This is a genomic window from Streptomyces lunalinharesii (assembly GCF_039532155.1).
Classification (GTDB): Bacteria; Actinomycetota; Actinomycetes; order Streptomycetales; family Streptomycetaceae; genus Streptomyces; species Streptomyces lunalinharesii.
Window position 1 is genome coordinate 17,069 of sequence record NZ_BAAARK010000003.1, and the last position, 25,413, is coordinate 42,481.

Consider the following 25,413-nt stretch of genomic DNA (forward strand, 5'->3'; position numbering starts at 1 on the left):
GGCGGTACACGGGGCAAACGGGGAAGGGACCATGGACAACAAGCGCGCTCTGCTGGTCAAGCTGCTGCGACAGGTGGCGACGGCACGGCCCGGCGACGGCGCCGACGAGGGCATCGCCGTCGTCGGACTGGCCGGGCGGTACCCGCTCGCCGACACCCCCGACGCGCTGTGGGCGAACCTCCGGGACGGCCGGCACTGCATCACCGAGGTCCCGCCGGAGCGCTGGGACGCGGCCGAGCACTACTGCGCGGGCGGCGCCGACGCCCAGCGCGCCCACACCAAGTGGGGCGGCTTCCTCGCCGACGTGGACAAGTTCGACCCGCTGTTCTTCCACATCTCGCCGACCGTCGCCGAGAACATGGACCCGCAGGAGCGGCTGTTCCTCCAGACGGCCTGGGAGACCCTGGAGGACGCCGGCTACCCGCCGCGCACCCTGGGCCGGGACAACCCCGTCGGGGTCTTCGTCGGCCTGATGAACAGCAACTACGAGTGGATGGGCGGCGAGGCGGCCGCCCTCGGGGTGCCCACCGACGCCCACAGCGACCACTGGTCGCTGGCCAACCGTGTCTCGCACGTCCTGGACCTGACCGGCCCCAGCATGGCGATCGACACCGCCTGCTCGGCCTCGCTCACCGCCGTGCACCTGGCCTGCGAGAGCCTGCGCCGCGGCGAGTGCAACGCCGCGCTCGCCGGCGGCGTCAACCTCATCCTGCACCCCAAGCACCTGGCCCTGTACTCGCGGCGCAACATGGTCTCCCACGACGACCGCTGCAAGAGCTTCGGCACCGGCGCGGACGGCTTCGTCGCGGGCGAGGGCGTGGGCGCCGTCCTGCTCAAGCCGCTGCGCCGCGCGGTGGCCGACGGCGACCGGATCCACGGCGTCATCCGGGGCTCGGCCGTCAACGCCGGCGGGAAGACCGTCGGTTTCACCGTCCCCAGCCCCACCGCCCAGGCCGAGGTGATCAAGGCCGCGCTGCGCCGGGCGGGGGTGGACCCGCGCGACGTCAGCTACGTCGAGGCGCACGGCACCGGCACCCCGCTCGGCGACCCCATCGAGATCGCCGGCCTTCAGGAGGCGCTCGCGGGCGACGACCCGGCCGCACCCGGCACGGTCGCCGTCGGGTCGGTGAAGTCCAACATCGGGCACCTGGAGTCGGCCGCCGGCATCGCCGGGCTCACCAAGGTGCTGCTCCAGATGCGCCACGGCCAGCTCGCCCCGTCGCTGCACTCCGCCGAGCCGAACCCGGAGATCGACTTCGCGGCCACCCCGTTCACCGTGCAGCAGGAGCTGGCCGACTGGCCGCGCCGGACCGCACCCGGCGCGGACGGACGCCCCGTGGTGCTGCCGCGCACCGCCGGCGTCAGCTCGTTCGGCGGCGGCGGCGCCAACGCGCACGTGGTCGTCGAGGAACACCTCCCCGAGCGGGAGCGCACCGCCTCCCCGGCCGGGCCGCAGCTGCTGGTGGTCTCCGCCCGCACCGCGGAGCGACTGCGCGAACAGGCCGGGCGGCTGGCCGACTTCCTGGCCGACGCGCCCGCCCCGGCGGCCCCGGAACCGGCCGACGCGCCCGCCCCGACCGAGCCCGCGCACCTGGCGCGGTGCGCCCGGCTGGCCGCCGAGGTGCTGGGCGTGCAGGAGGGCGAACTGGACGCCGACGCCGACCTCGCCGACTTCGGCTTCGGCCCCGCCGAACAGGCCAAACTGGCCCAGCGGTTGCACGAGGACCTCGGGGTCGAGGTGCCGACGGTCGCCCTGGCGGGCGCGAGCCTGCGCACCCTCGCCGCCTCCCTCGCCGCCCCCGTGCCGACCGCCGACGCCCCCGCCGACGCGACCGGGGCGCCCGGCGCGGCCGACGGGCGGTACCTGGCGGACGTCGCCCACACCCTCCAGGTCGGCCGCGAACCGATGGACGCCCGGCTGGCGTTCGTCGCCCACGACCTGACGCAGGCCCGGGCGCTCCTGGGGGACTTCGCCGACGGCCGGACCGAGCAGGTGGCGCACGCGGTCCTGACCGGCCGCGACGGGCTGACCGCGGACGCCCGCGCCCGCCTCGAACGGGCTCTGGACGACGGGGACCTGACCTCCGTCGCCGAGCTGTGGACCCAGGGCGCGCAGGTGGACTGGGCGCGGTTGCGCACACCGGGCAGCGCCCTGCGCACCGCCCTGCCCACCTACGCCTTCGCCCGCAAGCGCTACTGGATACCCGAGGTGCGCCGGCGCCCCGCCGCGGCGGCCGAACCGGTCGCCGCCCCGCCCCGCGAACCGGCGCCGTCCGGCGCCGCCATGGCGTACTACGGCCCGGTGTGGACCGCGGACGGCCGACCGTCCGACCCGCCGGCCGCCCCCGCCGCCGAGCGCGTCCTGATCCTCGCCACCGAGGCGTCCCACCCCCTGGCCGACGCCCTCGCGGCCCGCCACGCCGGCGCCGCCGTGCGCACCGTCCGGCTGGACGGGCCCGCCGCCGAGGACTGGGCGGCGGACGCCGCGGCCGCCGACCGGGTGTACCACCTCGCCGGCGTCCGGTCCCCGGGCGCCCGCGCCGCGTCCCTGGCCGAGGACCAGGAGAGCGGCATCAGCACGCTGTTCCGGCTCGCCGGGCACCTCACCCGCACGTCCCGCGCCCGCACGCTCACCGTCGTCACCAGCGACGTGCACCGGCTGCCCACCGGCAGCGGCGGCAACCCGCACGCCGCCGCCCTCCAGGGCCTGACCCAGGTCCTGCCCAAGGAGGTGCCGGGGCTGCGGGCCGTCTGCGTGGACCTCGACTCGGCCGAGGCCGGGGACGAGCCGGGCCGGGCCCGGCTGGCCGCCGCCGTGGTGGCCGAGCCGGGCGACCGCGCCGGCGACACCGTCGTGCTGCGTCACGGCGTCCGGTACGCGCGCCGGCTGACCGAACTCACCCCGCAACGTCCTGAGCGCCCGGTCTTCCGCGACGGGGGCGTGTACCTCGTCGTCGGCGGCACCGGCGGCATCGGCCGGGCGCTGAGCGAGGAACTGGCCCGCACCCACCGGGCCCGCCTGGTCTGGCTCAGCCGCACCGCGCCCGACGCGGCGCAGCGCGACACGATCGAGCGGGTCCGGGCGGCCGGCGGCGACGTGCTGCACGTCGCGGGCGACGCCGCCGGTGAGGAGGGCGTGCGCCGGGCCGTCGAGGCGGCCCGCGGCCACTTCGGCGCGCTGCACGGCGTGTTCCACTCCGCGATGGTCTTCAACAACAGCCCGCTGGCCGGGCTGACCGAGGGCGCGTTCCGGGCCGCCGTCGCGGTGAAGATGGAGGGCTGCGCGGCCCTCGCCGCGGCACTGGGCGACGCGCCCCTGGACTTCCTGGCGTTCTTCTCCTCCCTGGGCGCCTTCGCGGGCTCCGCGGGCAACGGGACGTACACCACCGCCACCGCCTTCGAGGACGCCTACGCCCTCGACCTCGACCAGCGGCTGCCCTACCCGGTGCGGGTCGTCAACTGGGGCTACTGGGGCGAGGTCGGCTCCGGCGACCGGCCGGGACTGCGGCAGATGTTCGCCGACCTCGGCGTCGAGGCGTTCGGGCCGCGCGACGGGCTGGACGCGATCCCGCTGGTGCTGGCCGGCCGCGCGCCGCAGGTGATGCCGATCCGCGCGCACGCCGGCGCACTGGCCGCCCTGGGCCTGGCGACCGTCCCGTCGGCGGACCCGGGCATCGACCGGGTGGCCGCGGCCCACCGGCGCCTCGACGAGCTGAGCGAGACCGCGCTGCTGGGCGCCTTCCAGCGGATGGGCGTCTTCGCCCGCGCCGGCGAGGTCCACCCCGTGGAGGGGCTGGCCGAACGGCTCGGGGTGCCGGCCAAGTTCGCCCGCCAGCTCCGCGCGCTGCTCAACATGCTGGTCCGCGCCGGGCACCTGGCCGACGAGGGCGACCGGGTCCGCACCCTGCCCGCCGTCGACACCGCCCCGGTCGGGGCGGACGCGCTGCGCACGGCCTTCGACCGGCTGGCCGCCGAACACCCCGACCTGGCACCGGTGGTGACGCTCACCCGGATGTGCCTGGAGCGCTATCCGGAGGTGCTGCGCGGCACGTTGCGGGCCACCGAGATCATGTTCCCCGACGCGTCGATGGAGCTGGTCAAGGACTTCTACAAGGGCAATCCGCTGACCGACTGCTTCAACGACATGGTCGCCGACGCCGTCCGCGCGCACCTGGCCGCCCGGCCCGCCGACGAGCGGATCCGGGTGCTGGAGCTGGGCGCCGGCACGGGCGCGACCAGCGAGCGGGTGCTGCCGGTGCTGGCCGCCCACGCCGACCGGGCGGAGTACTGGTTCACCGACATCTCCGCCCGCTTCCTCGAACACGGCCAGGAGCAGTTGGGCCGGCAGCACCCGTACACCGTGTTCCGGGTCCTGGACCTGGAGAAGGACGTCGCGCGCCAGGGCTTCGAACCCGGCACCTTCGACGTGGTGGTGGCCACCAACGTGGTGCACGCCACCCGCGACCTGCGGACCACCCTGGGCAAGGCCAAGCACCTGCTCAAGCCGGGCGGCCGGCTCGTCCTCAACGAGCTCACCACCCTGCGCAGCAGCAACACCGTCGGCGGCGGGGTCCTGGAGGGCTGGTGGCTGTCGCAGGACGCCGAACTGCGCATGGCCGACGCGCCGTTGGCCACCCCCGAGACCTGGCAGCGACTGCTGCGGGAGGCCGGCTTCGAGGCGGTGACGGTGCGCGGCGGCACCGCCTCCGACGGCACCGACCTCGGACAGAGCGTGGTCAGCGGCCGCAGTGACGGAGCGGTGGCCGGCCCGGCGGCCGACGCCGCGCCGCAACCGGCCGTCCGCGCGGCGGCCGGCCCGACGGCCGGCTCGCAGGACGCGGTGCTGGCCCGCCTGGTGGCGGTCGCCCAACGCGCCCTGAAGATCGACGAGGAGATCAGCCCCGACCTGCCGCTCCAGGAGTACGGCTTCGACTCGCTGACCGGCATGAAGATCGTCTCCGGGATCGCCGACGCGTTCGGCGCCACCGTCGAGCTGAACGACTTCTACGAGTACCCCACGCTGCGCGAGGCGGCCGCGCACTTCCTCGCCAGCGGCGTGCTGACCGGCCCGGCCCCGGCGCCCGCGCCGGCCGCCGCACCCCCGCCGCCGTCCCTTCCGGCCGGGACCGCGGCGCCGACCGCCCCCGCCGCCCCCGTCGCCTACGTGCTCGGCGCGCCCGAGGTGACCCCGCCCGCCACCCGCCACCCGCTCTCGCGCGGACAGTACGCCCTGTGGGTCGTGGAGCAACTGGCCGACGGCGCCGCCGCCTACAACCTGCCGCTGGCCTCCTGGCTGGCCCCGGACGTGGACGTCACCGCGCTGCGCACCGCCCTGCAGAGCCTGCTGGACCGGCACCCGCAGCTGCGCGCCACCGTCCGCACCGAGGACGGCGAGCCGTTCCTGTCCGTCGACGGCTGGCAGGAACTCTCCTTCGTCCAGCGGTACCTGACCGTCACCGACGACGCGGTGGTGCTGGAGCGGCTGCGCGAGGAGGTCCGCCGCCCCTTCGACCTGGCCCGCGGCCCGCTGCTGCGCGCCACCCTGCACAGCCTCGCCGACGGTCGCCGGGCGCTGCTGCTGGTCTTCCACCACCTCGTCTTCGACGGCGTCTCGATCGGCGTCTTCCTGCGCGAACTGGAGGACGCCTACCGGGCCGCGGCCCAGGGCCGCGCCCCGTCGGCCACCGCCCCGTCCGCCACCTACGCCGACTTCACCGCCCGGCAGCACGCGCTGCTGGCCGGCCCCGACGGGGAGCGGCTGCGGGCGTACTGGACCCGGCGGCTGCACGGTGAACTCCCGGTCCTGCAGCTCCCGTTGGACCGGCCGCGCCCCGCGGTGCCCAGCTACCGCGGGGCCAGCGTCGAGGGCCGCATCGACGCCGCGCTGACCGACGCCGCCAAGCGGCTCGCCCGCACGCAGCGGGTGTCGCTGTACGTCGTCCTCGTGGCGGCCTACGTCGCGCTGCTGCACCGCCACAGCGCCCAGCGCCGCATCCTGGTGGGCACCCCCACCACCGGGCGCCCCGCCGACGGCTTCGACGCCGTCCTCGGCTACTTCATGAACATGGTCGTGCTGGACCAGGAGGTGACGCCGGACGCCGCCTTCACGACACTGCTGGGCGAGGTCTCGCGCACCGTCTCCGAGGCGCTGGAGCACAGCGCGTACCCGCTCGTCGACGTCGCCCGGGCCCTCCAGGAGGACGGCCGGGGCACCGCCGGCCCGCTGTTCCAGGCCGCCTTCTACTTCCAGAACTGGCTGGACCGCGGGCGCGCCCAGGACGGCCTGGTCCGCGGCATGGTCGACGGGGTGCACCAGGAGGGCGAGTTCGACGTCACCCTGGAGGTCATCGAGGAGCGCGACGGCTGCCGCTACACCGTCAAGTACAACCCGGACCTGTTCGACGAGGACACCGTCCAGCGCCTCGGCGCGGGCTTCGTGCGGCTGCTGGACGCCCTGGTCACCGCGCCGGACCGGCCCGTCGCCGCCGCCGAGTTGCTGGCCCCCGAGGAGCGGCGCGCCCTGCACGGGGAGTGGAACGCCACCCGGCAGGACTATCCGCGCGACCGGCTGGTGTGCGAACTCGTCGAGGAGCAGGCGGCCGCCCGGCCCGACGCCGTCGCGGTGGTCTGCGGCGCCGAGCGCCTGACCTACCGCGAACTCGCGGACCGCGTCGACCGGCTGGCCGGCCACCTGCGCTCCCGCGGCACCGCCCCCGGCCGCACGGTCGGCGTGCTGCTGGAGCGGTCCGCCGACCTGCTCGTCGCCCTCCTCGCGGTGATGAAGGCCGGCGGCGCCTACGTGCCGCTGGACCCGTCCTACCCGACCGCCCGGCTCGCCCACATGGCCGCCGACGCCCGGCTGCACCTGTTGATCGCCCACTCCTCGACCGAGCGGCTGCTCGCCGGCGCCGTGCCGGAGACCGTCGTGCTCGACCGCGACCGCGAGCGGATCGCGGCCTCGCCCGGCGCCGGTCCGGTGCCCGGCGCCACCGCCGAGGACACCGCCTACGTCCTGTACACCTCCGGCTCCACCGGTGTGCCCAAGGGCGTCGAGGTCGGCCACCGGGCGCTGGTCAACTTCCTCGTCTCCATGGCCCGCGAGCCCGGACTCGGCCCCGACGACCGCCTGTTGGCGCTGACCACGGTCTGCTTCGACATCGCGGGGCTGGAGCTCTACGGCCCGCTGGTCACCGGCGGCCGGGTGGAGATCCTGCCCACCGAGGACGCCCGGGACGGCGTGCGGCTGCGCGCCGCCCTGGAGGCCGCCCGCCCCACCGTCGTCCAGGCCACCCCCGCCACCTGGAAGATGCTGCTGGCCGCCGGCTGGCCGGGCGACCCGGCGCTGAAGGTGCTGTGCGGCGGCGAGGCGCTGGACCAGGACACCGCCGACCGGCTGACCGCCGGCTGCGGACCGGTGTGGAACCTCTTCGGCCCGACCGAGACCACCATCTGGTCGGCGGCGGACCGGCTGCTGCCCGGCGCACCGGTCACCATCGGCCGCCCGTTGGCCAACACCCAGCTCTACGTCCTCGACGCGCACCGGACCCCGCTGCCCGTCGGCGTGCCCGGTGAGCTCTACATCGGCGGCGACGGCCTGGCCCGCGGCTACCTGGGCCGTCCCGAGCTGACCCGCGAGCGCTTCGTCGCCAACCCGCTCGCCGACGGCCCCTCGCCGCGCCTGTACCGCACCGGCGACCTGGTGCGACGGCTGCCGGACGGCCGGATCGGCTACCTGGGCCGGATCGACTCCCAGGTCAAGCTCCGCGGGTTCCGGGTGGAACTGACCGAGATCGAGGCGACGCTGCGCCGCCTGCCGGGGGTGCGCGAGGCGGTGGTCGTGGCCCACGAGGTCACCCCCGGCAACGTCGGCCTGCGCGCTTTCTACGTCGGCACTGACGGCGCCGGTGGCTCCGACGGCACCGGTGGCTCCGACGGTGCCGCCGCGGTCGACAAGGACGCGCTCCGCGCATGGCTCCCGGAGTACATGGTCCCGGACGTGCTGGTGCGGCTGCGGTCCTTCCCGCAGACCCTGAACGGCAAGGTGGACCGCACCGCCCTGGCGGCCCAGGACCTCACCGCGCTGCGCCACGCGCACGGCGCCGGCGACCCGGAGCCGGTCGCACCCGCCGCCGCGCCGCGCCCCACCGGCCACCAGGACCTCCTGCGCGCCGAACTCGCCGCCATGGTCGGCGAGTTGGTCAACCTGGACGCCGAGGCGGTGCCGCCGCACACCCCGTTGGGCGAGCTGGGCATGAACTCGGTGACCTTCACCGCCCTGAGCACTGCGCTCCACCGGCGCTTCGGCATCCCCGCCAACCCGACGCTCTTCTACCAGTACCCGACCCTGACCACCCTGGTCCCGCACCTGTACGGCGCCCACCCGCGGCGCTTCGCCGCCGTCTACGGCGAGCCGGCCCCCGCCGCGCTCACCGGCGACCGCGCGGAGCAACTGCCGGACACCGCGGCGGCGCCGGCCCCGACCGACGCCGCGCACCCCGCCGGCGACGCGGACGTGGCGATCATCGGCATGGCCGGCCGCTTCCCCTCCTCCGTCGACCTGGACGCCTTCTGGGACCACCTCGTCAGCGGGCGGGACCTGATCCAGGAGATCCCCGCCGACCGCTGGGACTGGCGCGACTACGCCGAGGACGCGCCGGCCGGCCCCGACGCACCGCGGGCGGGGCGCGCGGGCGGCGGCACCTCCCGGTCGCGGTGGGGCGGGTTCCTGCCCGACGTGGACCGCTTCGACGCGGCGTTCTTCGGCATCTCGCCCCGCGAGGCCGAACTGATGGACCCGCAACAGCGCCTGGTGCTGGAAGCGGTGTGGACCGCCGTGGAGGACGCCGGCTACCGGCCGGGCGACCTGGCGGGCCGGCGGGTGGGCGTCTTCCTCGGCGTCACCAACTCCGACTACCCCGAGGTGCAGCGGGCGGTGGGCCGCGGCATCGAGGGCCACACCGTCACCGGCTCCGCGCTCTCGGTCATCCCCAACCGGGTGTCGTACCTGCTGGACCTGCGCGGGCCGAGCGTCGCGGTGGACACCGCCTGCTCCAGTTCGCTGACCGCCGTCGAGCAGGCCGTGACCGCCCTGCACGAGGGCAGCTGCGACCTGGCGCTGGCCGGCGGCGTCAACCTGATCCTCAGCCCCGCCCTGTACGTCGCGCTCAGCCGCGGCGAGATGCTGAGCGAGGACGGGCGCTGCAAGGCGTTCGACAGCCGCGCCGACGGCTACGTGCGCGGCGAGGGCGTGGGCGTGGTGCTGCTCAAGCCGCGGGCCGCGGCGGAGCGGGACGACGACCCGGTGCACGCCGTGATCAAGGCGGTGGCGGTGGGCCACGGCGGCCGCACCAACTCGCTGACCTCACCGAACCCCAACGCCCAGGCCGACCTCGTCCTCGCCGCGCACCGCAGGGCGGGCACCGACCCGGCCACCGTCGGCTACCTGGAGGCGCACGGCACCGGCACCGCGCTCGGCGACCCCATCGAGATCGCCGGCCTGAAGGACGCCTTCACCGCCCTCTACCGCGACGCCGGGACCACCGTGCCGGACCGGCCGACCTGCCTGGTGGGCTCGGTGAAGACCAACATCGGCCACCTGGAGGGCGCGGCCGGCATCGCCGGGCTCATCAAGACCGTCCTGGCGCTGCGGCACGCCGAGATCCCGGCCAACCTCCACTACGAACGCCGCAACCCCTACGTGGACTTCGCGGGCACACCGTTCGAGGTCGTGGACCGCACCCGGCCGTGGCCGGCGCCCCAGGGCCCCGACGGGCGCGCCCTGCCGCGCCGGGCCGGGGTGAGCTCCTTCGGCTTCGGGGGCGCCACCGCCCACGTCGTCCTGGAGGAGGCCGTGCGGCCCCGCCGGGACGCGGCCGCACCGCACGGCATGTTGGTCTTCCCGCTGTCCGCCCGGACCGCCGAGGCGCTCGCGGAGAGTGCCGACCGGCTCGCCCGGTTCCTGCCCGCCGGCACCGTGGCGCTGCCGGACCTGGCGCACACCCTCCAGGTCGGCCGCGAGGCGTTCGAGGAGCGGCTGGCGATCGTCACCGACGACCGCGCAGAACTCCTCGCCGCGCTGGCGGCCGCCGCCCGCCTCGCCGCCCACCCCGCCGCCCGTCGCGACCGGGTCCCGGCCGGGCGGCCCGCCGCCGCGGCGGCCCGGGCGCTGGCCGCGCTCGCCCCGGTAGAGCTGGCCCGGCACTGGGCCGGCGGCGCGGACGTCGACTGGCGCGCGTACGCACCGGACGGGGCGCCGACCCCGCGCCGCGTCGCGCTGCCCACCTACCCGTTCGCCCGCACCCGCCACTGGGTGGCCCCGGGCCCGGCCGCGCCGCAGCGCCCCGCCGCCCCGGCGGCCGGGCCCGCGCTCCACCGGGACCTGCTGGACCGCAACGTCTCCACCTTCCGCGGCACCGCCTTCGACAAGACCCTGACCGGCACCGAGTTCTTCCTGCGCGACCACGTCGTGGCGGGCACCCCGGTGCTGCCCGGCGTCGCCTACCTCGACATGGCCCGCCTCGCCGGCGAACTCGCCCACGGCGCCGCCGCCGACGGTGCGCGCGCGACCCGTATCGAGGACGTCGTCTGGGCCGCCCCGGTCGCCCTCGACGACGGGCCCCGGCGTGTCCGGATGCGGCTGACCCCCGGCGAGGACGCCCCGGCCACCGCCCGCTTCGAGCTGGTCGGCGTCGACGAGCGCGGCGAACGGGCCGTGCACGGCAGCGGACGCCTGCACTTCACGGACCCCGCCGGCGCACCCGCCGCCGAAGGGGGCGCGGCGGAACGGCGGTTGGACCCGGCCGCGGTCCGCGCCCGCTGCACCACCATCCGCACGCACGAGGAGTGCTACGCCGTCTTCACCCGGCACGACTTCGCCTACGGGCCCTCGCTGGCGCTCCTCGACGAGGTCGCCCACGGCACCGACGAGGCGCTGGCGGTGCTGAGCCTGCCCGCCGCGCTGCGGGACACGGCGGCCGAGTACCGCTTCCACCCCGCGGTGTTCGACGCCGCGCTCCAGGCCGTCGGGGTGTTCGCGGCCGACTCCGCGGACCGGCCCCACCTGCCGTACGCGATCCGCGCCGTCGAACTCCTCGGCGACGCGACCCGGGCCCGCTACGCGCACGTCACCCGCGCCGGCCGGGGCGCCGTCTTCGACCTCCGCCTGGCCGACGCGGACGGCCTGGTCGTGGCCCGCATCGACGGGTTCACGCTGCGCCCGGTGCCCGGCCAGGGCCCCGCGGACGGACCCGGTGCCGGCCGGCCGGACACCGCCGGGACCGGCAGCTACGCGCCCGAGTGGACGCCGCTGCCCGCCGCCGCCCCCGTGCCGCCGCGTGGCACCGTGCTCGTCCTGGACGCCTCCGGCAGCGACGGCGCGGACCTGGTGGCGGCCGTCGAGGCCGGCGCCGGCGGCGCGCACGCCGTGCTGCTGCCGCTGCACTCCGCGCAGGACGCGGCGCGGGCGCTGGAGCGGGCCGCGACGGCCGCCGCGGGCCCGGACCCGGTGCGGGTGGTGCACCTCGCCCCGCGCACCGGCGACCCCGAGCACGCCCTCGACGTCGGCTTCGGCGCCGCCCTGGAGTTCTGCCGCGGCTGGATGGCCCGGCGGCTGGGCCCGCTGCGCTACCTCTACGCCCACCGGACGGGCTCGGCGCACGCCGCGCTCGACGAGGCGATGGGCGGCTTCGCCCGCTCGGTGCGGCTGGAACACCCGCACCTGCACCTCTCCACCCTGGCCTGCGCCGACGACCGCGACCCGCACACCGCACTGCTGGCGGAACTGGCGGCGGACGACGGCCCGGTCGAGGTCCTGGTCGACGCGGCGGGCCGGAGCACCCGCACCTGGCGGCCCGTCACCCCGTCCCGGTCGGCCCTGCCGGACGGCCCGTTCGGCACCGGCGGGGTGCACCTGGTCACCGGCGGGACGGGGCGCCTGGGCGTCCTCGTCGCCGAGCGGATCGCCGCCCGCACCGGGGGCACGGTCGTCCTGGTGAGCCGCTTCGAGCCGGGTCCCGACGCCGCGGCGGCGATGGCCCGGGCGTCCGCGGACGGCGGCCGGATCGTGCACCTGCGGGCGGACGTCTCCAGCCGGGCCGCGGTGGCCGCGGTCGTCGGGGAGACCAAGCGCCGCTTCGGCGCCCTCACCGGCGTCGTGCACGCCGCGGGCGTGCTGCGCGACGGCTTCGTGCTGCGCACGTCGCGGGCGGAGGCGGACGCGGTGCTCGGGCCGAAGGTGTTCGGCGCACTGTGGCTGGACGAGGCGACCCGCGACGAACCGCTGGCCTACTTCTGCGCCTTCTCCTCGCTCGCCGCGGTCCTGGGCGGCGTCGGACAGTCGTCCTACGCCTACGCCAACGCGTTCTTGGGGGCCTTCCTCACCGCCCGCGACGCCGCCCACCGCGCCGGACGGCGCCCGGGCCGGAGCCTGGCGGTGGACTGGCCGCTGTGGCGGGACGGCGGGATGACCGCCGACGCCACGGCGGTGGCCGCGCTGCGCACCGGGCTGGGCATGGTGCCGCTGGAGAGCCCGGCGGCCCTGGACGCCTGGGAGCGGGCCCTGACGGCGGGCGCGCCGCGGGTGCTGGTGGCCCAGGGCGACCAGGCCGCCATCGCCCGCGCCCTGCCCGGCGCCGCGCCCGCGGCACCGGCCGGCACCGCCGTCCCGGCCGCCACCGCCGCGCCGGCCGGCACGTCCGTCACCCTGACGGACCCGGCCGTCGAGCCCGGCGGCCGGCCGTCCGCCGCCGGCCCGGACCTCGGCCGGCGCACCGAGGAGTACCTCGTCGGCCTGTTGGCGGAGGAACTGCGGATGCCCGCCGACCAGGTGGACGTCGACGAGTCCTTCGAGCGGTACGGCATCGACTCGCTGCTGGTGATGAGCCTGACGCGGCGGCTGGAGGAACGCTTCGGGCCGCTGTCCAAGACGCTGTTCTTCGAGTACCTCACGGTGCGCGAACTGGCCGGGTACTTCACCGCGAAGCACCCCGAGGCACTGGCGGCGGCACTGGGCACCGACACGGACACCGACACGGACACCGACCCGGCCACCGGCACGGATACCCGCACCGCCGCCGACACCATCGGGAGTGCCGACACCATCGGGAGTGCCGACGCCACGGACGACGACGCCGTCGCGATCATCGGCGTGGCCGGCCGCTACCCGCAGGCCGACACCCTCGACGCCTTCTGGCGCAACCTGCGGGAGGGCACGGACTGCATCGAGGAGGTGCCGGCGGACCGCTGGGACCACGCGCGGTACTACGACCCGGACCCGCAGACGCCCGGGCGGACCTCGGCGAAGTGGGGCGGCTTCCTGTCCGACCCGTTCGCCTTCGACCCGATGTTCTTCCGGATGTCCAAGACCGAGGCCGACCACCTCGACCCCCAGGAGCGGCTGTTCCTCCAGACGGTCTGGCACCTCCTGGAGGACGCCGGCTACACCCGGCAGAAGGCCAACCGCGGCCGCACCGGCCTGTTCGTCGGCATGATGTACGGCCACTACCAGCTCTACGGCGTCGACGAGGCGCTGCGCGGCACCGGGGCGGCGACGTCGTCCTCCTACGCCTCGGTGGCCAACCGTGCCTCGTACTTCTTCGGCTTCACCGGCCCCAGCGTCGCGGTGGACACCATGTGCTCGTCGTCGCTGGTCACCCTGCACCTGGCCAGCCAGGCGCTCCGCGACGGCGACTGCGAGGTGGCGGTGGCCGGCGGCGTGAACGTCACCAGCCATCCGGTGAAGTACCTCCAGCTCAGCCAGCGCGGCTTCCTCTCCAGCGACGGCCGGTGCCGCAGCTTCGGCGAGGGCGGCGACGGCTACGTACCGGGGGAGGGGACCGGCGCGGTCCTGCTCAAGAAGCTGTCGGCCGCCGAGCGCGACGGCGACCGCATCCTGGCGGTGCTGCGCGGATCGGCCGTCAACCACGGCGGCGCGAGCAAGGGTTACAGCGTGCCCAGCCCCCGGGCCCAGGGCGAGTTGATCGCCGCGGCGACCGCCCGCTCGGGCCTCGACCCGCGGGCGATCACCTACGTCGAGGCGCACGGCACCGGCACCGCCCTCGGCGACCCCATCGAGATCAGCGGACTGCTGCGGGGCTACGAGGACCAGGACCTGACCGGCCGGCGGATCGCGATCGGCTCGGTGAAGTCCAACATCGGGCACGCCGAGTCCGCCGCGGGCATCGCCGCCGTCACCAAGGTGCTGCTGCAACTGCGCCACCGCCAGCTGGTGCCCTCGCTGCACGCCGAGCGGCTCAACCCCCACATCGACCTGGCCGCCACGCCGTTCGAGGTGCAGCGCACCACGGCACCGTGGCCCGCCGCGGTCGACGCCGTGGGCCGCACCCTGCCGCGGGCCGCCGCGGTGAGCGCCTTCGGCGCGGGCGGCACCAACGCCCATCTGATCCTGGAGGAGTACGTGCCGCACGCCCGGCCCCGGTCCGGCCCCGTTCCGCAGCTGTTCGTGCTGTCGGCCCGCGACGAGGAGCGGCTGGCCGAGTACGCCGGGCGCTTCGCGGAGTTCCTGGGGGGCGAGGGCGCCGACACCGACCCCGAGGCCCTGCTCTGGACGCTCCAGACGGGCCGGGAGGCCATGTCCCACCGGCTCGCCGTCGCCTTCACCGACCGCGACGAGCTGGTGGCGCGACTCTCCGCGCACCGGGACGGGCGCACGGACCTGCCGGGCGTCTGGACCGGCACCGCCGCGCGCGGCGGTCCCGCCGCGGTCCGGGCCGACGCGCTGCCCGTCGCGGAGCTGGCCCGGCACTGGGCCGGGGGCGGGGCCGTGGACTGGGAGTCGGGGGTGGGCGCGCCGCCGGTCGTCGTCGCCCTGCCCGGCTACCCCTTCGAGCGGCAGCGGTGCCGGCTGGACGTGGCGCTGCCGGCGCCCGGCGACCCGGTCGCGGCCCCTCCCGCGCCCGCGACCGCGCCCGAGCCGGCGCACGCAGAGCGCGAGCGGCCGGCACCGACCGGGCAGCCGCGGGAGACCGTGCTGCTGGCCAAGGAGTGGCAGGCCGCGCCGGTGGCCGCCGGTGAACTGCCGCGCTCCGTCGCGGTCCTGGCGGCGCCCGGCAGCCGGGCGCTGGCCACGCGCCTGTGCGCCCAGCTGCCGCACGCCCGGCTCCTGCTCCCCGACGACCTGTCGGCCGACGAACCGGACGCCGGCCACGGCGCCCCCGCCGCCGCTTCCCTCACCGCGCCCTACGACGCCCTGGTCGACCTGACCGGATGCGCCGCGGACGGCGCCGCCGGCGAGGACGGCCTGACGGGGTGGCTGCCGTGGCTCCAGCGCCGGATCGCCGGCGGCTCCGGGCTGCTGGCCCTGGGCGTCACCCGCGGCCTGGAACGCCTCGGCGACGCCCCGGTGGACCCCTCGGGCGCCACCCGGGCCGGGCTGTACCGCATGTTGCAGAGCGAGTACGGCAAGATCCGCTCCCGGCACGTCGACCTCGACCCGGCGGCCGACGACGCCACCGCCGTACGGCAGTTGCTGGCCGAACTCGCCGCCCCGGACGACGAGGGCGAGGTCGCGCTCCGCGGCGACGGGCGCTTCCGGCCCCGGCTGCGCCAGCTGCCCCAGGACGCCGCAGACAGCCCGGTGGGCTTCCCCGCCGACGCCGTCCTGTGGGTCACCGGCGGCACCCGCGGCCTCGGCCTGCTCGCCGCCCGGCACTTCGTGCGCCGGCACGGGGTGCGCAAGCTCGTCCTGACCGGCCGCGAGCAGCTGCCGCCGTCGCGCGACTGGCCGGGGCTGCTCGACGAGCCCGGCCCGCGCGGCGAGAAGCTGCGCGCGCTGCACGCACTGGCCGCGGACGGCGTCGAACTGCGGGTGCTGTCCGTGCCGTTGACCGACGCCGCCGCGGTGGCGGACGCGGTGCGGGACGTCCGGGCGACGATGGGCCCGATCGGCGGGGTGCTGCACTGCGCCGGCCTCGTCGACGGGGAGCACCCGGCGTTCGTCCGCAAGCCGCTGGAGCGGGTCCGCGAGGTCTTCGCCCCCAAGGTCGCCGGCCTCGACGCGCTGGTCGCGGGCCTGGCCGACGAACCCTTGCGGTTCTTCGTGCTGTTCTCCTCGGTCGCGGCCGCGGTGCCCGCACTGGCCGTCGGCCAGAGCGACTACGCGATGGCCAACGCCACGATGGACTACGCGGCGCTGGCCGCCCCGCCCGGCCTGCCCCTGGTGAGCCTCCAGTGGCCGAGCTGGCGGGACAGCGGCATGGGGGAGGTGCGCAGCCCGGCCTTCCGGCGCACCGGCATGGGCAGCCTCACCGACGAGGAGGGGCTCGCCCTGCTGGACCGGGTGCTGGCCGGCGGCCACGGGCCCGTGGTGCTGCCCGCCGTCATCGACGACCCCGCGCTGTGGCGCCCGGAGACGCTGACGGCCCGCAAGGCGCCGGACGCCCCCGAGGCGCGGTCGGCGGCGGCGCGGACCGCCCCCGCCGCCGCGTCGGCCACCGACCAGGCGGCGGCCCCGGCCGTCCCCGCCCCGGCGGTGGCCGCGGAGACGGTGTCCGCGGCCGTCGACTGGATGCTGGACCGGCTCGCCGAGGACCTGGGCTTCGCGCGCCACAAGCTCTCCGCCGAGGTGCCGATCGAGGACTACGGCATGGACTCGATCATGGTGACCCAGCTGATGACGTCCGTCGGCAAGCGGCTGGGGTCCGAGGACCTCGACCCGTCGGCACTGCTGGAGCACTCCTCGGTCGCGGCCTTCGCGCACTGGCTGGCGACGCGCCACCCGGCGGCGCTGACGGCGGCCTTCGGCCCCGAACCGGCCGCGGCGCCGGCCGTCGAACCGGCCGCCGCACCACCGGCCGCGGAGACCGCCGAGCCGACCGCACCGCCCCGAACGCCCGCCCCCGCGGCGACGGTTGGCGCAGCCGAACCCCGCCGCACCGTCACCGCCCGCGTCGACGCCGACCCCGCGGGCACCACCGCCCCCGCGGGCACCACCGCCCCCGTGCAACCGGCCGACGCCGGCCCGCTCGACGTCGCGGTGGTCGCGGTGGCCTGCCGGTTCCCCGGCGCGCCCACGCCCGAGGACTACTGGCAGCTGCTGCGCACCGGCCGCAGCGCCCTCGCGCCGGTACCGCCGGAGCGCTGGGGCCGCCCGACCCCGTACCACGCCGGACTGATCGACGGGTACGGGCAGTTCGACCCGGAGTTCTTCCTCGTGCCCGACACCGACGCCGCGGCCATGGACCCGCAGGCGCTGCTGCTGCTGGAGGAGACGCTGAAGCTGTGCCACCGCGCCGGCTACCCGCACCAGGAGCTCAAGGGCCGCCCGATCGGCGTCTACATCGGGGGCCGCGCCCACCACGTGCCGGACGAACGGACCCTCACGGCGGCCCGCAACCCCATCGTCGCGGTCGGCCAGAACTACCTGGCCGCCAACATCTCGCAGTTCTTCGACTTCCGGGGCCCGAGCGTGGTGGTCGACACCGCCTGCTCGTCCGCGCTGGTCGCCATGGGCATGGCCGTCCAGGGGCTGCGCACCGGCGAGATCGAGGCCGCGGTGGTCGGCGGGGTGAGCCTGCTCAACACCGACCAGGCGCACCGGGTCTTCGCCCGCCGCGGCATCCTCGGCCCGGACCCCGCCTTCCACGTCTTCGACCGGCGGGCCCGCGGCATCGTGCTCGGCGAGGGCGCGGGCCTGGTCCTGCTCAAGCCGCTGCGGCGGGCGCTGTCCGACGGCGACCAGGTGCTCGCCGTCGTCAAGGGCCTCGCCGTCAACAACGACGGCCGCACCGCGGGACCGGCCACGCCCAACATCGCCGCCCAGCGCGCCGTCATGCGCGCCGCGTTGGCGGCCAGCGGCAAGCGCCCGGAGGACATCGACCACATCGAGGCCAACGGGTCCGGGGCGGCCATCACCGACCTGCTCGAACTCAAGGCGATCAACGAGGTCTACCGGGCCGACTCCGCGCGCCCCTGCGGGCTCGGCTCGATCAAGCCCAACATCGGCCATCCGCTGTGCGCCGAGGGCATCGCCGGGTTCCTCAAGACGGTGCTGATGCTCCACCACCGCGAGCAGGTGCCGTTCCTGTCGGGCCAGGAGCCGCTGGACCACTTCGACCTGGCCGCCTCCCCGTTCCGCTTCGTCCGCAGCGCCGAGCCGTGGACCGGCGAGCGGCCCACCGCCGCGCTCAACTGCTTCGCCGACGGCGGGACCAACGCCCACGTGATCGTCGAGGGGTGGCGGGAGCCGGCCGACGGCCGGCCGACCCGAACCGCGGTGGCCCTGCCCGAGCTGCACCGCCGGCCGGTCGCCCGACCGACCCCCGAGCCCGTACCCGAAGGAGCGACCTTGCACCAGCGACTCGTCCTGACCGCCGAGCACCCCGCGGTCGCCGGGCACCGCGTGCACGGCAGGCTGCTGCTGCCCGCCCTGGCCTACGTGGACCTCGTCCACCAGCTGTTTCGCGCGCACGGCGGCACGCCGGAGCGCCTGGAGCTGCGCGACCTGACCGTGCTGCGGCCCCTGGTCGTCGAGGACGGCGGGCACACGGACGTCGACCTGCGGGCCGAGCCCCTCGACGGCGGCGGCTGGCGGGTGCGGGCCACCGCGCCCGACGCCCCGGACCGCCCGTACGCCACCGTCGAGGCGGTCCCGGTCGAGCCCGTCACCTTCGACGGCCGCATCGACCCCGCCCGGCGCCCCGGCACCCCCCGGACGCTGGACGAGGTGTACGCCCAGCACGGCAGCCAGGGCCTGACGCACGGCGGTGCGCTGCGCGCCGAGGGCGAAGTGAGCGAGGACGAGGACGAGTTGATCGCCTCGGTGGCGGTCCGCGCGGCGTTCGCCGCGGACGACGCCGTCACCTTCCACCCGGCGCTGCTGGACGGCAGCGCGATCGCGGCCGGACCGCTGTTCCACGCCGCGGTGGCCGAGGAGGGCCACCTGTTCCTGCCGATCCACGTCCGGTCGTTCCGGGCCAGTGGTCCGCTGGGGCGGCGCTGCCTGGCCCGGGTGGACAAGCGAACGGTCGGCCGGGCCCAGGAGTTGGTGTACCTGACGATCGACCTGTACGACGAGGACGGCCGGCAGGTGGCCCGCCTGGAGCGGCTCACCAGCAAGCTGGACCGGGTCGGTGCCACCGCGCGCGGCCCGCAGGACCGGCCGACGGCCCAACGGCCCACCGCCGAGCGGCCGGTGGCCGCCGCGTCGGGATCGGTCGACGCGGCGGGCGGGCTGCTGCGCGAGCTGGTCGCCGCGCGCCTCGGCCGCCGCGCCGACGAGATCGACACCGGCATCGGCTACTACGAGCTGGGGCTGGAATCGGCACAGGTGCTGGAGCTGGTCGGGACGCTCGAGGAGACCGTCGGCGAACCGGTCCCGCCCACCCTGCCGTTCGAGTACGCGACCATCCGGGACCTCGCCGGGCACCTCGCCACCCGCTACCCGACGGCCTTCGGCGGCACGGCCGCGCCGACCGTCACGCCCGCACCGACCGTCACGCCCGCGTCCGCCGCCGCGCCCGCCGCTGTGCCGGCCGCCGCGGACGCACCGCCCGCCCGCACCGCCCCGGCCCCCGAGCCCGCCCCCGTTCCCGCCGCGGCGGGGACGGGTGAGCCGATCGCCATCATCGGCATGGCCGGCCGCTACCCCGACGCGGAGAACCTGGACGCCTTCTGGGCCAACCTGCGCGCGGGACGCAGCTCCGTCACCGAGGTCCCGGCCGCCCGCTGGTCCCAGGACGAGGTCGCGGACGTCCGCGGGCCCAGCGGCCGGCCGGTGTCCCGGTGGGGCGGTTTCCTGACGGACGTCGACCGCTTCGACGCCGGCTTCTTCCGGATCACCCCGCGCGAGGCCGAGGGCATGGACCCGCAGGAACGGCTATTCCTGGAGAGCTGCTGGCAGGCCATCGAGGACGCCGGCTACACCCCGCAGAGCCTCTGCCCGCCCGACGGGCCCGACGCGCGCCGCCACGTCGGGGTGTTCGCCGGCGTGATGCAGCACGACTACCTGCTGGTGGGCGCCGACGCACGGGCCGCCGGCGCGACGGTCCCCCTGGTGCTCAACCAGGGACAGATCGCCAACCGCGTCTCGTTCTTCTGCGACTTCCACGGGCCGAGCGTCACCCTGGACACGGTGTGCTCCTCCACGCTCAGCGCGGTGCACCTGGCCGTGCAGAGCGTGCGGCTGCGGGAGAGCCGGGTCGCCGTCGTCGGCGGCGTCAACCTCTCGCTGCACCCCGCCAAGTACGTCACCTACGGCATGGCCAACATGCACGCCAGCGACGGCATCTGCCACTCCTTCGGCGAGGGCGGCGACGGATACGTCTCCGCCGAGGCCGTCGGGGCGGTGGTCCTCAAGCCGCTGTCCGAGGCGCAGCGCGACGGCGACCACGTGTACGCGGTGATCCGCGGCAGCGCGGCCGGACACGGCGGCGCCACCAGCGGCGTCACCGTCCCCAGCCCGGTCGGCCAGGCGGACGTCATCGCCCGCGCCCTCGCCGACTCCGGCGTCGACGCGCGCACCATCGGCTACGTCGAGGCGCACGCCGCCGGCACCTCCCTGGGCGACCCGATCGAGGTGGAGGGGCTGGCCCGGGCCTTCCGCCGGTGGACCGACGACACCCAGTTCTGCGCCATCGGCTCGGTGAAGTCCAACATCGGGCACGCCGAGGGCGCGGCCGGCCTCGCGGCCCTGACCAAGACCGTGCTCCAGCTCCAGCACGGCACGCTCGTGCCGTCGCTGCACGCCGACCCCGCCAACCCGCACCTGAACATCGAACGGTCGCCGTTCCACGTGCAGCGCACGGCGCGGCCCTGGCTGCCCGGGCGCGGCCCCGACGGGACGGTCGTGCCGCTGCGCGCCGGGGTCAGCAACGTCGGCGCCACCGGCTCCAGCGCCCACCTCGTACTGGAGGCGTTCCCCGCACCCCGGGGCCGGGGCGCGGCGACGGACGCCGCCGGCGGGCCGGCTGTGCTGCCGCTGTCCGCGCGCGACGGCGAGCGACTGACCGCCTACGCCGCACGGCTGCTGGCCCACCTGCGCAGCCAACAGGGCGCCGACGTCGAGGAGGTGGTGCGCGAGGAGCTCGCGGCGGTGCTGCGGGTGCGCCCCGCCGAGGTGGACCCCGACGCGGGCTGGGAGGACCAGGGCGTCGAACCGGTGCACCTCGCCGCCCTCCAGAACCGCCTCCACGACGCGGCCCGGCTGAGCATCGACACCGCCGGGTTGCTTCAGGCCGGCACCGTCCGGGCGGTCGCCGCCCGGCTGCGGGACCGGTCCGCGGAGCCCGGCGCCACCCTGGCCGAGCTGGCGTACACCTTCCAGGTCGGCCGGGTCGCGATGCCCGAGCGGGCCGCGTTCGTCAGCCGTGACCTGGCCGAACTCGCCGCCCAACTGGAGGCGTTCGCGCGCGGCGACAAGGCCGTGCCGGGCGTCCACCGGGGCACGGCCAAGGACCACCGCGAGGTCACCGCCCTCTTCTCCGGCGACGACGTCTACCGGGAGGTGGTGCGCGGCTGGGCCGCCCAGGGCGCCCACGACAAGCTCGCCAAGTCCTGGGCGGCCGGCTTCGACGTGGACTGGGCCGCCGGCTACCACGGGCGCCCGCCCCACCGGGTGGCCGCCCCCACCTACCCGTTCGCCCGGGACCGCTACTGGCTGCGCACCGACGGCGCCGTGCCGCGGCCGGGCGCCGGCGCCGCGCCGGCCGCTGACGGGCTCGCCAACACCTCGAACCTGGACGGCACCCGCTTCACCGCGGAGGCGGTCGCGGGCCCCGACGGGCGGTTCGCGCTCGCCGAGGACGCGGTGCTGGAGCTGGTGCGCAAGGCGGCGGTGCGGGCGTTCGACGACCCGGGCGCCGACGTCGAGCCGGCGGACGTGGTGTGGTCCGCCCCGGTGGACGTGCCGGCCGCCGCCGGCAGCCGCGTGCGGCTGCACGTCCTGCTGCTGCCGGAGGAGGACGGCACGGTCTCCTTCGAGGTCACCAGCGAACCCGCCGACGGCCCGGCCGAGTCCGTCGCGCACTGCACGGGCACCGTCCTCGACCACGGCGGCCCGGCGGACGACGCGCCGGACACCGACGACCCGGACGACCCGGACCGCACCCACGTGTTCCTCACCAAGCACTGGGCGGCCGTCGCCCCGCCGGCGCCCGCCCCGCAGGACGACGACGGGCCGCGCCGCCGGGTGCTGGTCCTGGCCACCGAGGAGACCCGGGACCTGGCCTGGGCCCTGGACCGTCACCTGCCGGCCCGGCACGAGGTCGTGGTGCGGGAGGTGGACGGCGCCACCGCGCTGCCCGACCCGCGCTGGGACAAGGTCGACGGCTGGATCGACCTGACCGGCTGCGGCACCCGCGCCGGCACCTGCGACGACTGGCTCGCGCTGCTCCAGCGGTTCATCGAGTCCGGCCGCCGGGACCGGATGCGGGTGCTGTGCGTGACCCGCCACCTGGAGCCGTTCGGCGGGGCGCCGGTCAACCTCGCCGGCGCGACCCGCGCCGGGCTCTACCGGGCCCTGCAGAGCGAGTACGCCCACCTGCTGTCCCGGCACGTCGACACCGACGCGGCGCCGGCCGACGTCGAGGCGCTGGCGGCGCAGATCGGCGCGGAGTACGCCACCGACGCCGAGGACCCGGCGGTCTGCTACCGCGCCGGCCGCCGTCACCTGCCGCAGCTGCGGCCCGCACCCGCCGCCGACGTCCCGGCCCCCGAACCGTTCCCCGCCGGACACGTGCTGTGGGTCACCGGAGGCACCCGGGGGCTGGGCCTGCTCAGCGCCCGGCACCTGGTCCGCTCCTACGGGGCGCGCAAGGTGGTGCTGATGGGCCGCGAGGCGCTGCCGCCCCGCGAACGCTGGGCTGAGCTGGCCCGCGAGGACTCCGCGGCCGGCCGCAAGGTCGCCGGCATCCTCGCCCTGGAGGCCGAGGGCGCGCAGGTGCGGGTGCTCACCACCCCGCTCGGCGACCTGCCGGCGATGCGGGCCGCGGTCCAGGACGTGGTCCGCGAGCTGGGACCGGTCGGCGGACTGCTGCACGCGGCCGGGGCCGGCGACGCGGAGAACCCCGCGTTCATCCGCAAGCCGCTGGAGACGATCCGCCGGGTGTACGAGCCCAAGGCGGCCGGTCTGGACGTGCTGCACGCGTGCCTGGCCGACCAACCGCTGCGCTTTTGGGTGCTGTTCTCCTCGACGGCCTCGGCCGTTCCCAGCCTCGGCGCGGCCAACTGCGACTACGCCGGCGCCAACGCCTACCTCGACTTCTTCGCCGGCGCCCACGCCGGACGGCTGCCGGTGGTCAGCGTCCAGTGGTCGAGCTGGCGCGAGAGCGGCTTCGGCGAGATGACCACCCCCGCCTACCGGCGTACCGGGCTGGGCAGTCACCGCGACGCCGAGGGGCTGCGCATGCTGGACGAGGTGCTGGCCGGCCGGACCGCGCCGGTCCTCCTGCCCAGCATCCCCGAGCCCGGGAACTGGCGGCCCGAGCTGCTGCTGGGCCGGCAGATCCCCGAGCCGGAAACGGACCGCGGGCCCGCCGTGCCGCGCCCGGCCGCCGCACCGGCGGTCTCGGCCCCGGCCCCGGCACCCCAGGCGGCCCCGGCCGCCGCGCCGCTCGCCGCGGGGGACCTCGTACCGGTGATCCGCGGCTGGCTGGTGGAGGTGTTCGCCGAGGAACTGCGCATGAAGCCCGAGGAGTTGGACGGCGGGCTGGCCTTCCACGAACTCGGCGTCGACTCGATCCTGCTGGCGCAGGTGCTCCAGCCCATCAACCGGCGCATCAGCGACCCGATCGACCCCTCCGCGCTGTACGAGTACGCCACCTTCGACGAGTTCGCGCAGTGGCTGGCGGACACCCGCGGCGACGAACTGGCCCCGGTGCTCGGCGCCGCCCCCGCGGCCCCCGAGCCCGCGGCCCCCGCCGCGCCCGCCGCGGCACCCGCCCGGCGCCCGGCGTCGCGCCGCCCCCGCCGCGGCCCGGCCCGGTCCCTGACCCGGCAGCACCCCGCCCGGCCGCAGCGCACCGACATCGCGGTGGTCGGCCTGGCGGGCCGCTTCCCCGGCGGTGAGGACCTGGACGGCTACTGGCGCCTGCTGACCGAGGGGCGGTCCGCCATCGGCCAGGTGCCGCCGGAGCGCTGGGGCGCCCGCCCCGGGGACTTCGCGGCGCTGCTGCCCGAGGTCACCTCCTTCGACGCGGGGTTCTTCGGCATCCCGCCCGAGGAGGCCGCCGCGATGGACCCGCAGGCGCTGGTGCTGCTGGAGGAGAGCGTGGCCCTGCTCGCCCACGCCGGCTACACCCGCGAGGAGGTCAAGGGCAGCCGCACCGGCGTCTACGTCGGAGCCCGCGGCCGGCTGCGGTCCGAGGACGAGACCCGGCACTCCATCCGCGCGGTGGGCCAGAACTACCTGGCGGCCAACGTCTCCCAGTTCCTCGACCTGCGCGGCCCCAGCCTCGTCGTCGACACCGCCTGCTCCTCCGCCCTGACCGCGATGAACATGGCCGTCCAGGCGCTGCGCGACGGGGAGGTGGAGTCCGCGGTGGTCGGCGCGGTGAGCCTGCTGACCAGCGGCGAGGCCCACGACGGCATGCGCCACCGCGGCATCCTCAGCCCCGAACCCGCCTTCCACGTCTTCGACCGCCGCGCCGCCGGCGCGGTCCTGGGCGACGGCTGCGGCCTGGTGCTGCTCAAGCCGCTGGACCGGGCGGTGGCCGACGGCGACCGGGTGTACGCCGTCCTCAAGGGCATCGCCGTCAACAACAGCGGCCGGACGGCGGGCCCGACGGCCCCCAGCTTCGAGGCCCAGAAGGACGTGCTGCGCACCGCCCTGGAACGCAGCGGCCTGCACGGCGAGGACATCGGGCGGGTGGAGACCAACGGCTCCGGCTCGCAGGTGACCGACCTGCTGGAGCTCAAGGCGATCCAGGACGTCTACCGCGCCGGCTCCGACCGGCCGCTGACGCTGGGCTCGGTCAAGCCCGGCATCGGCCACCCGCTGTGCGCGGAGGGCATCGCGGCGTTCCTGGCGGCCGTGCTCGCGCTCGTGAACCGTCAGCAGGCGCCGTTCCTGTCCGGCCAGGAGCCGCTGGACCACTTCGACCTGGCGGCCTCCCCGTTCCGCTTCCCGCGGGCGGTGGAGGGCTGGCCGGACCGGCGACCGGTGGCCGCCGTCAACTGCTTCGCCGACGGCGGGGCCAACGCCGCCGCGATCCTCGCGGCGTGGGACGAAACGGCGGCCCCCACCCCGGTCCGCAAGCCGCTGTCCGCGCCCCTGCTGGACCGCCGCCCGCTGCCCGGCACCGCCCGTCCCGCACCCGACGCGGCACCCGCCGCACCCGTCACCGACCCCGCCGCAGCACCCGCCGCCAGCTCCCCGCTGATCTGGGAGACCTACGCGGCCACGGCCACCACCGGCTCCGAGGGGCAGTCCACGCCGTCCACCGTCTGGGAAAGGTTCTAAGA

1 protein-coding gene is annotated in these 25,413 nt (G+C 76.6%); it reads left to right on the forward strand.

All coding sequences use genetic code 11. The annotated features are described in order from the left end of the window. Window positions 1-31 precede the first annotated feature (31 nt). A complete protein-coding gene (locus tag ABD385_RS06225) occupies window positions 32-25,411 on the forward strand; it encodes an amino acid adenylation domain-containing protein (protein WP_344573967.1) in 25,380 nt (8,459 codons plus the stop codon). The last annotated feature ends 2 nt before the right edge of the window (window positions 25,412-25,413 follow it).

What these genes read in the sequence shown, in the direction of transcription:
- ABD385_RS06225 (WP_344573967.1), top strand. Translation starts at nt 32, where the DNA reads ATGGACAACAAGCGCGCTCTGCTGGTCAAGCTGCTGCGACAGGTGGCG.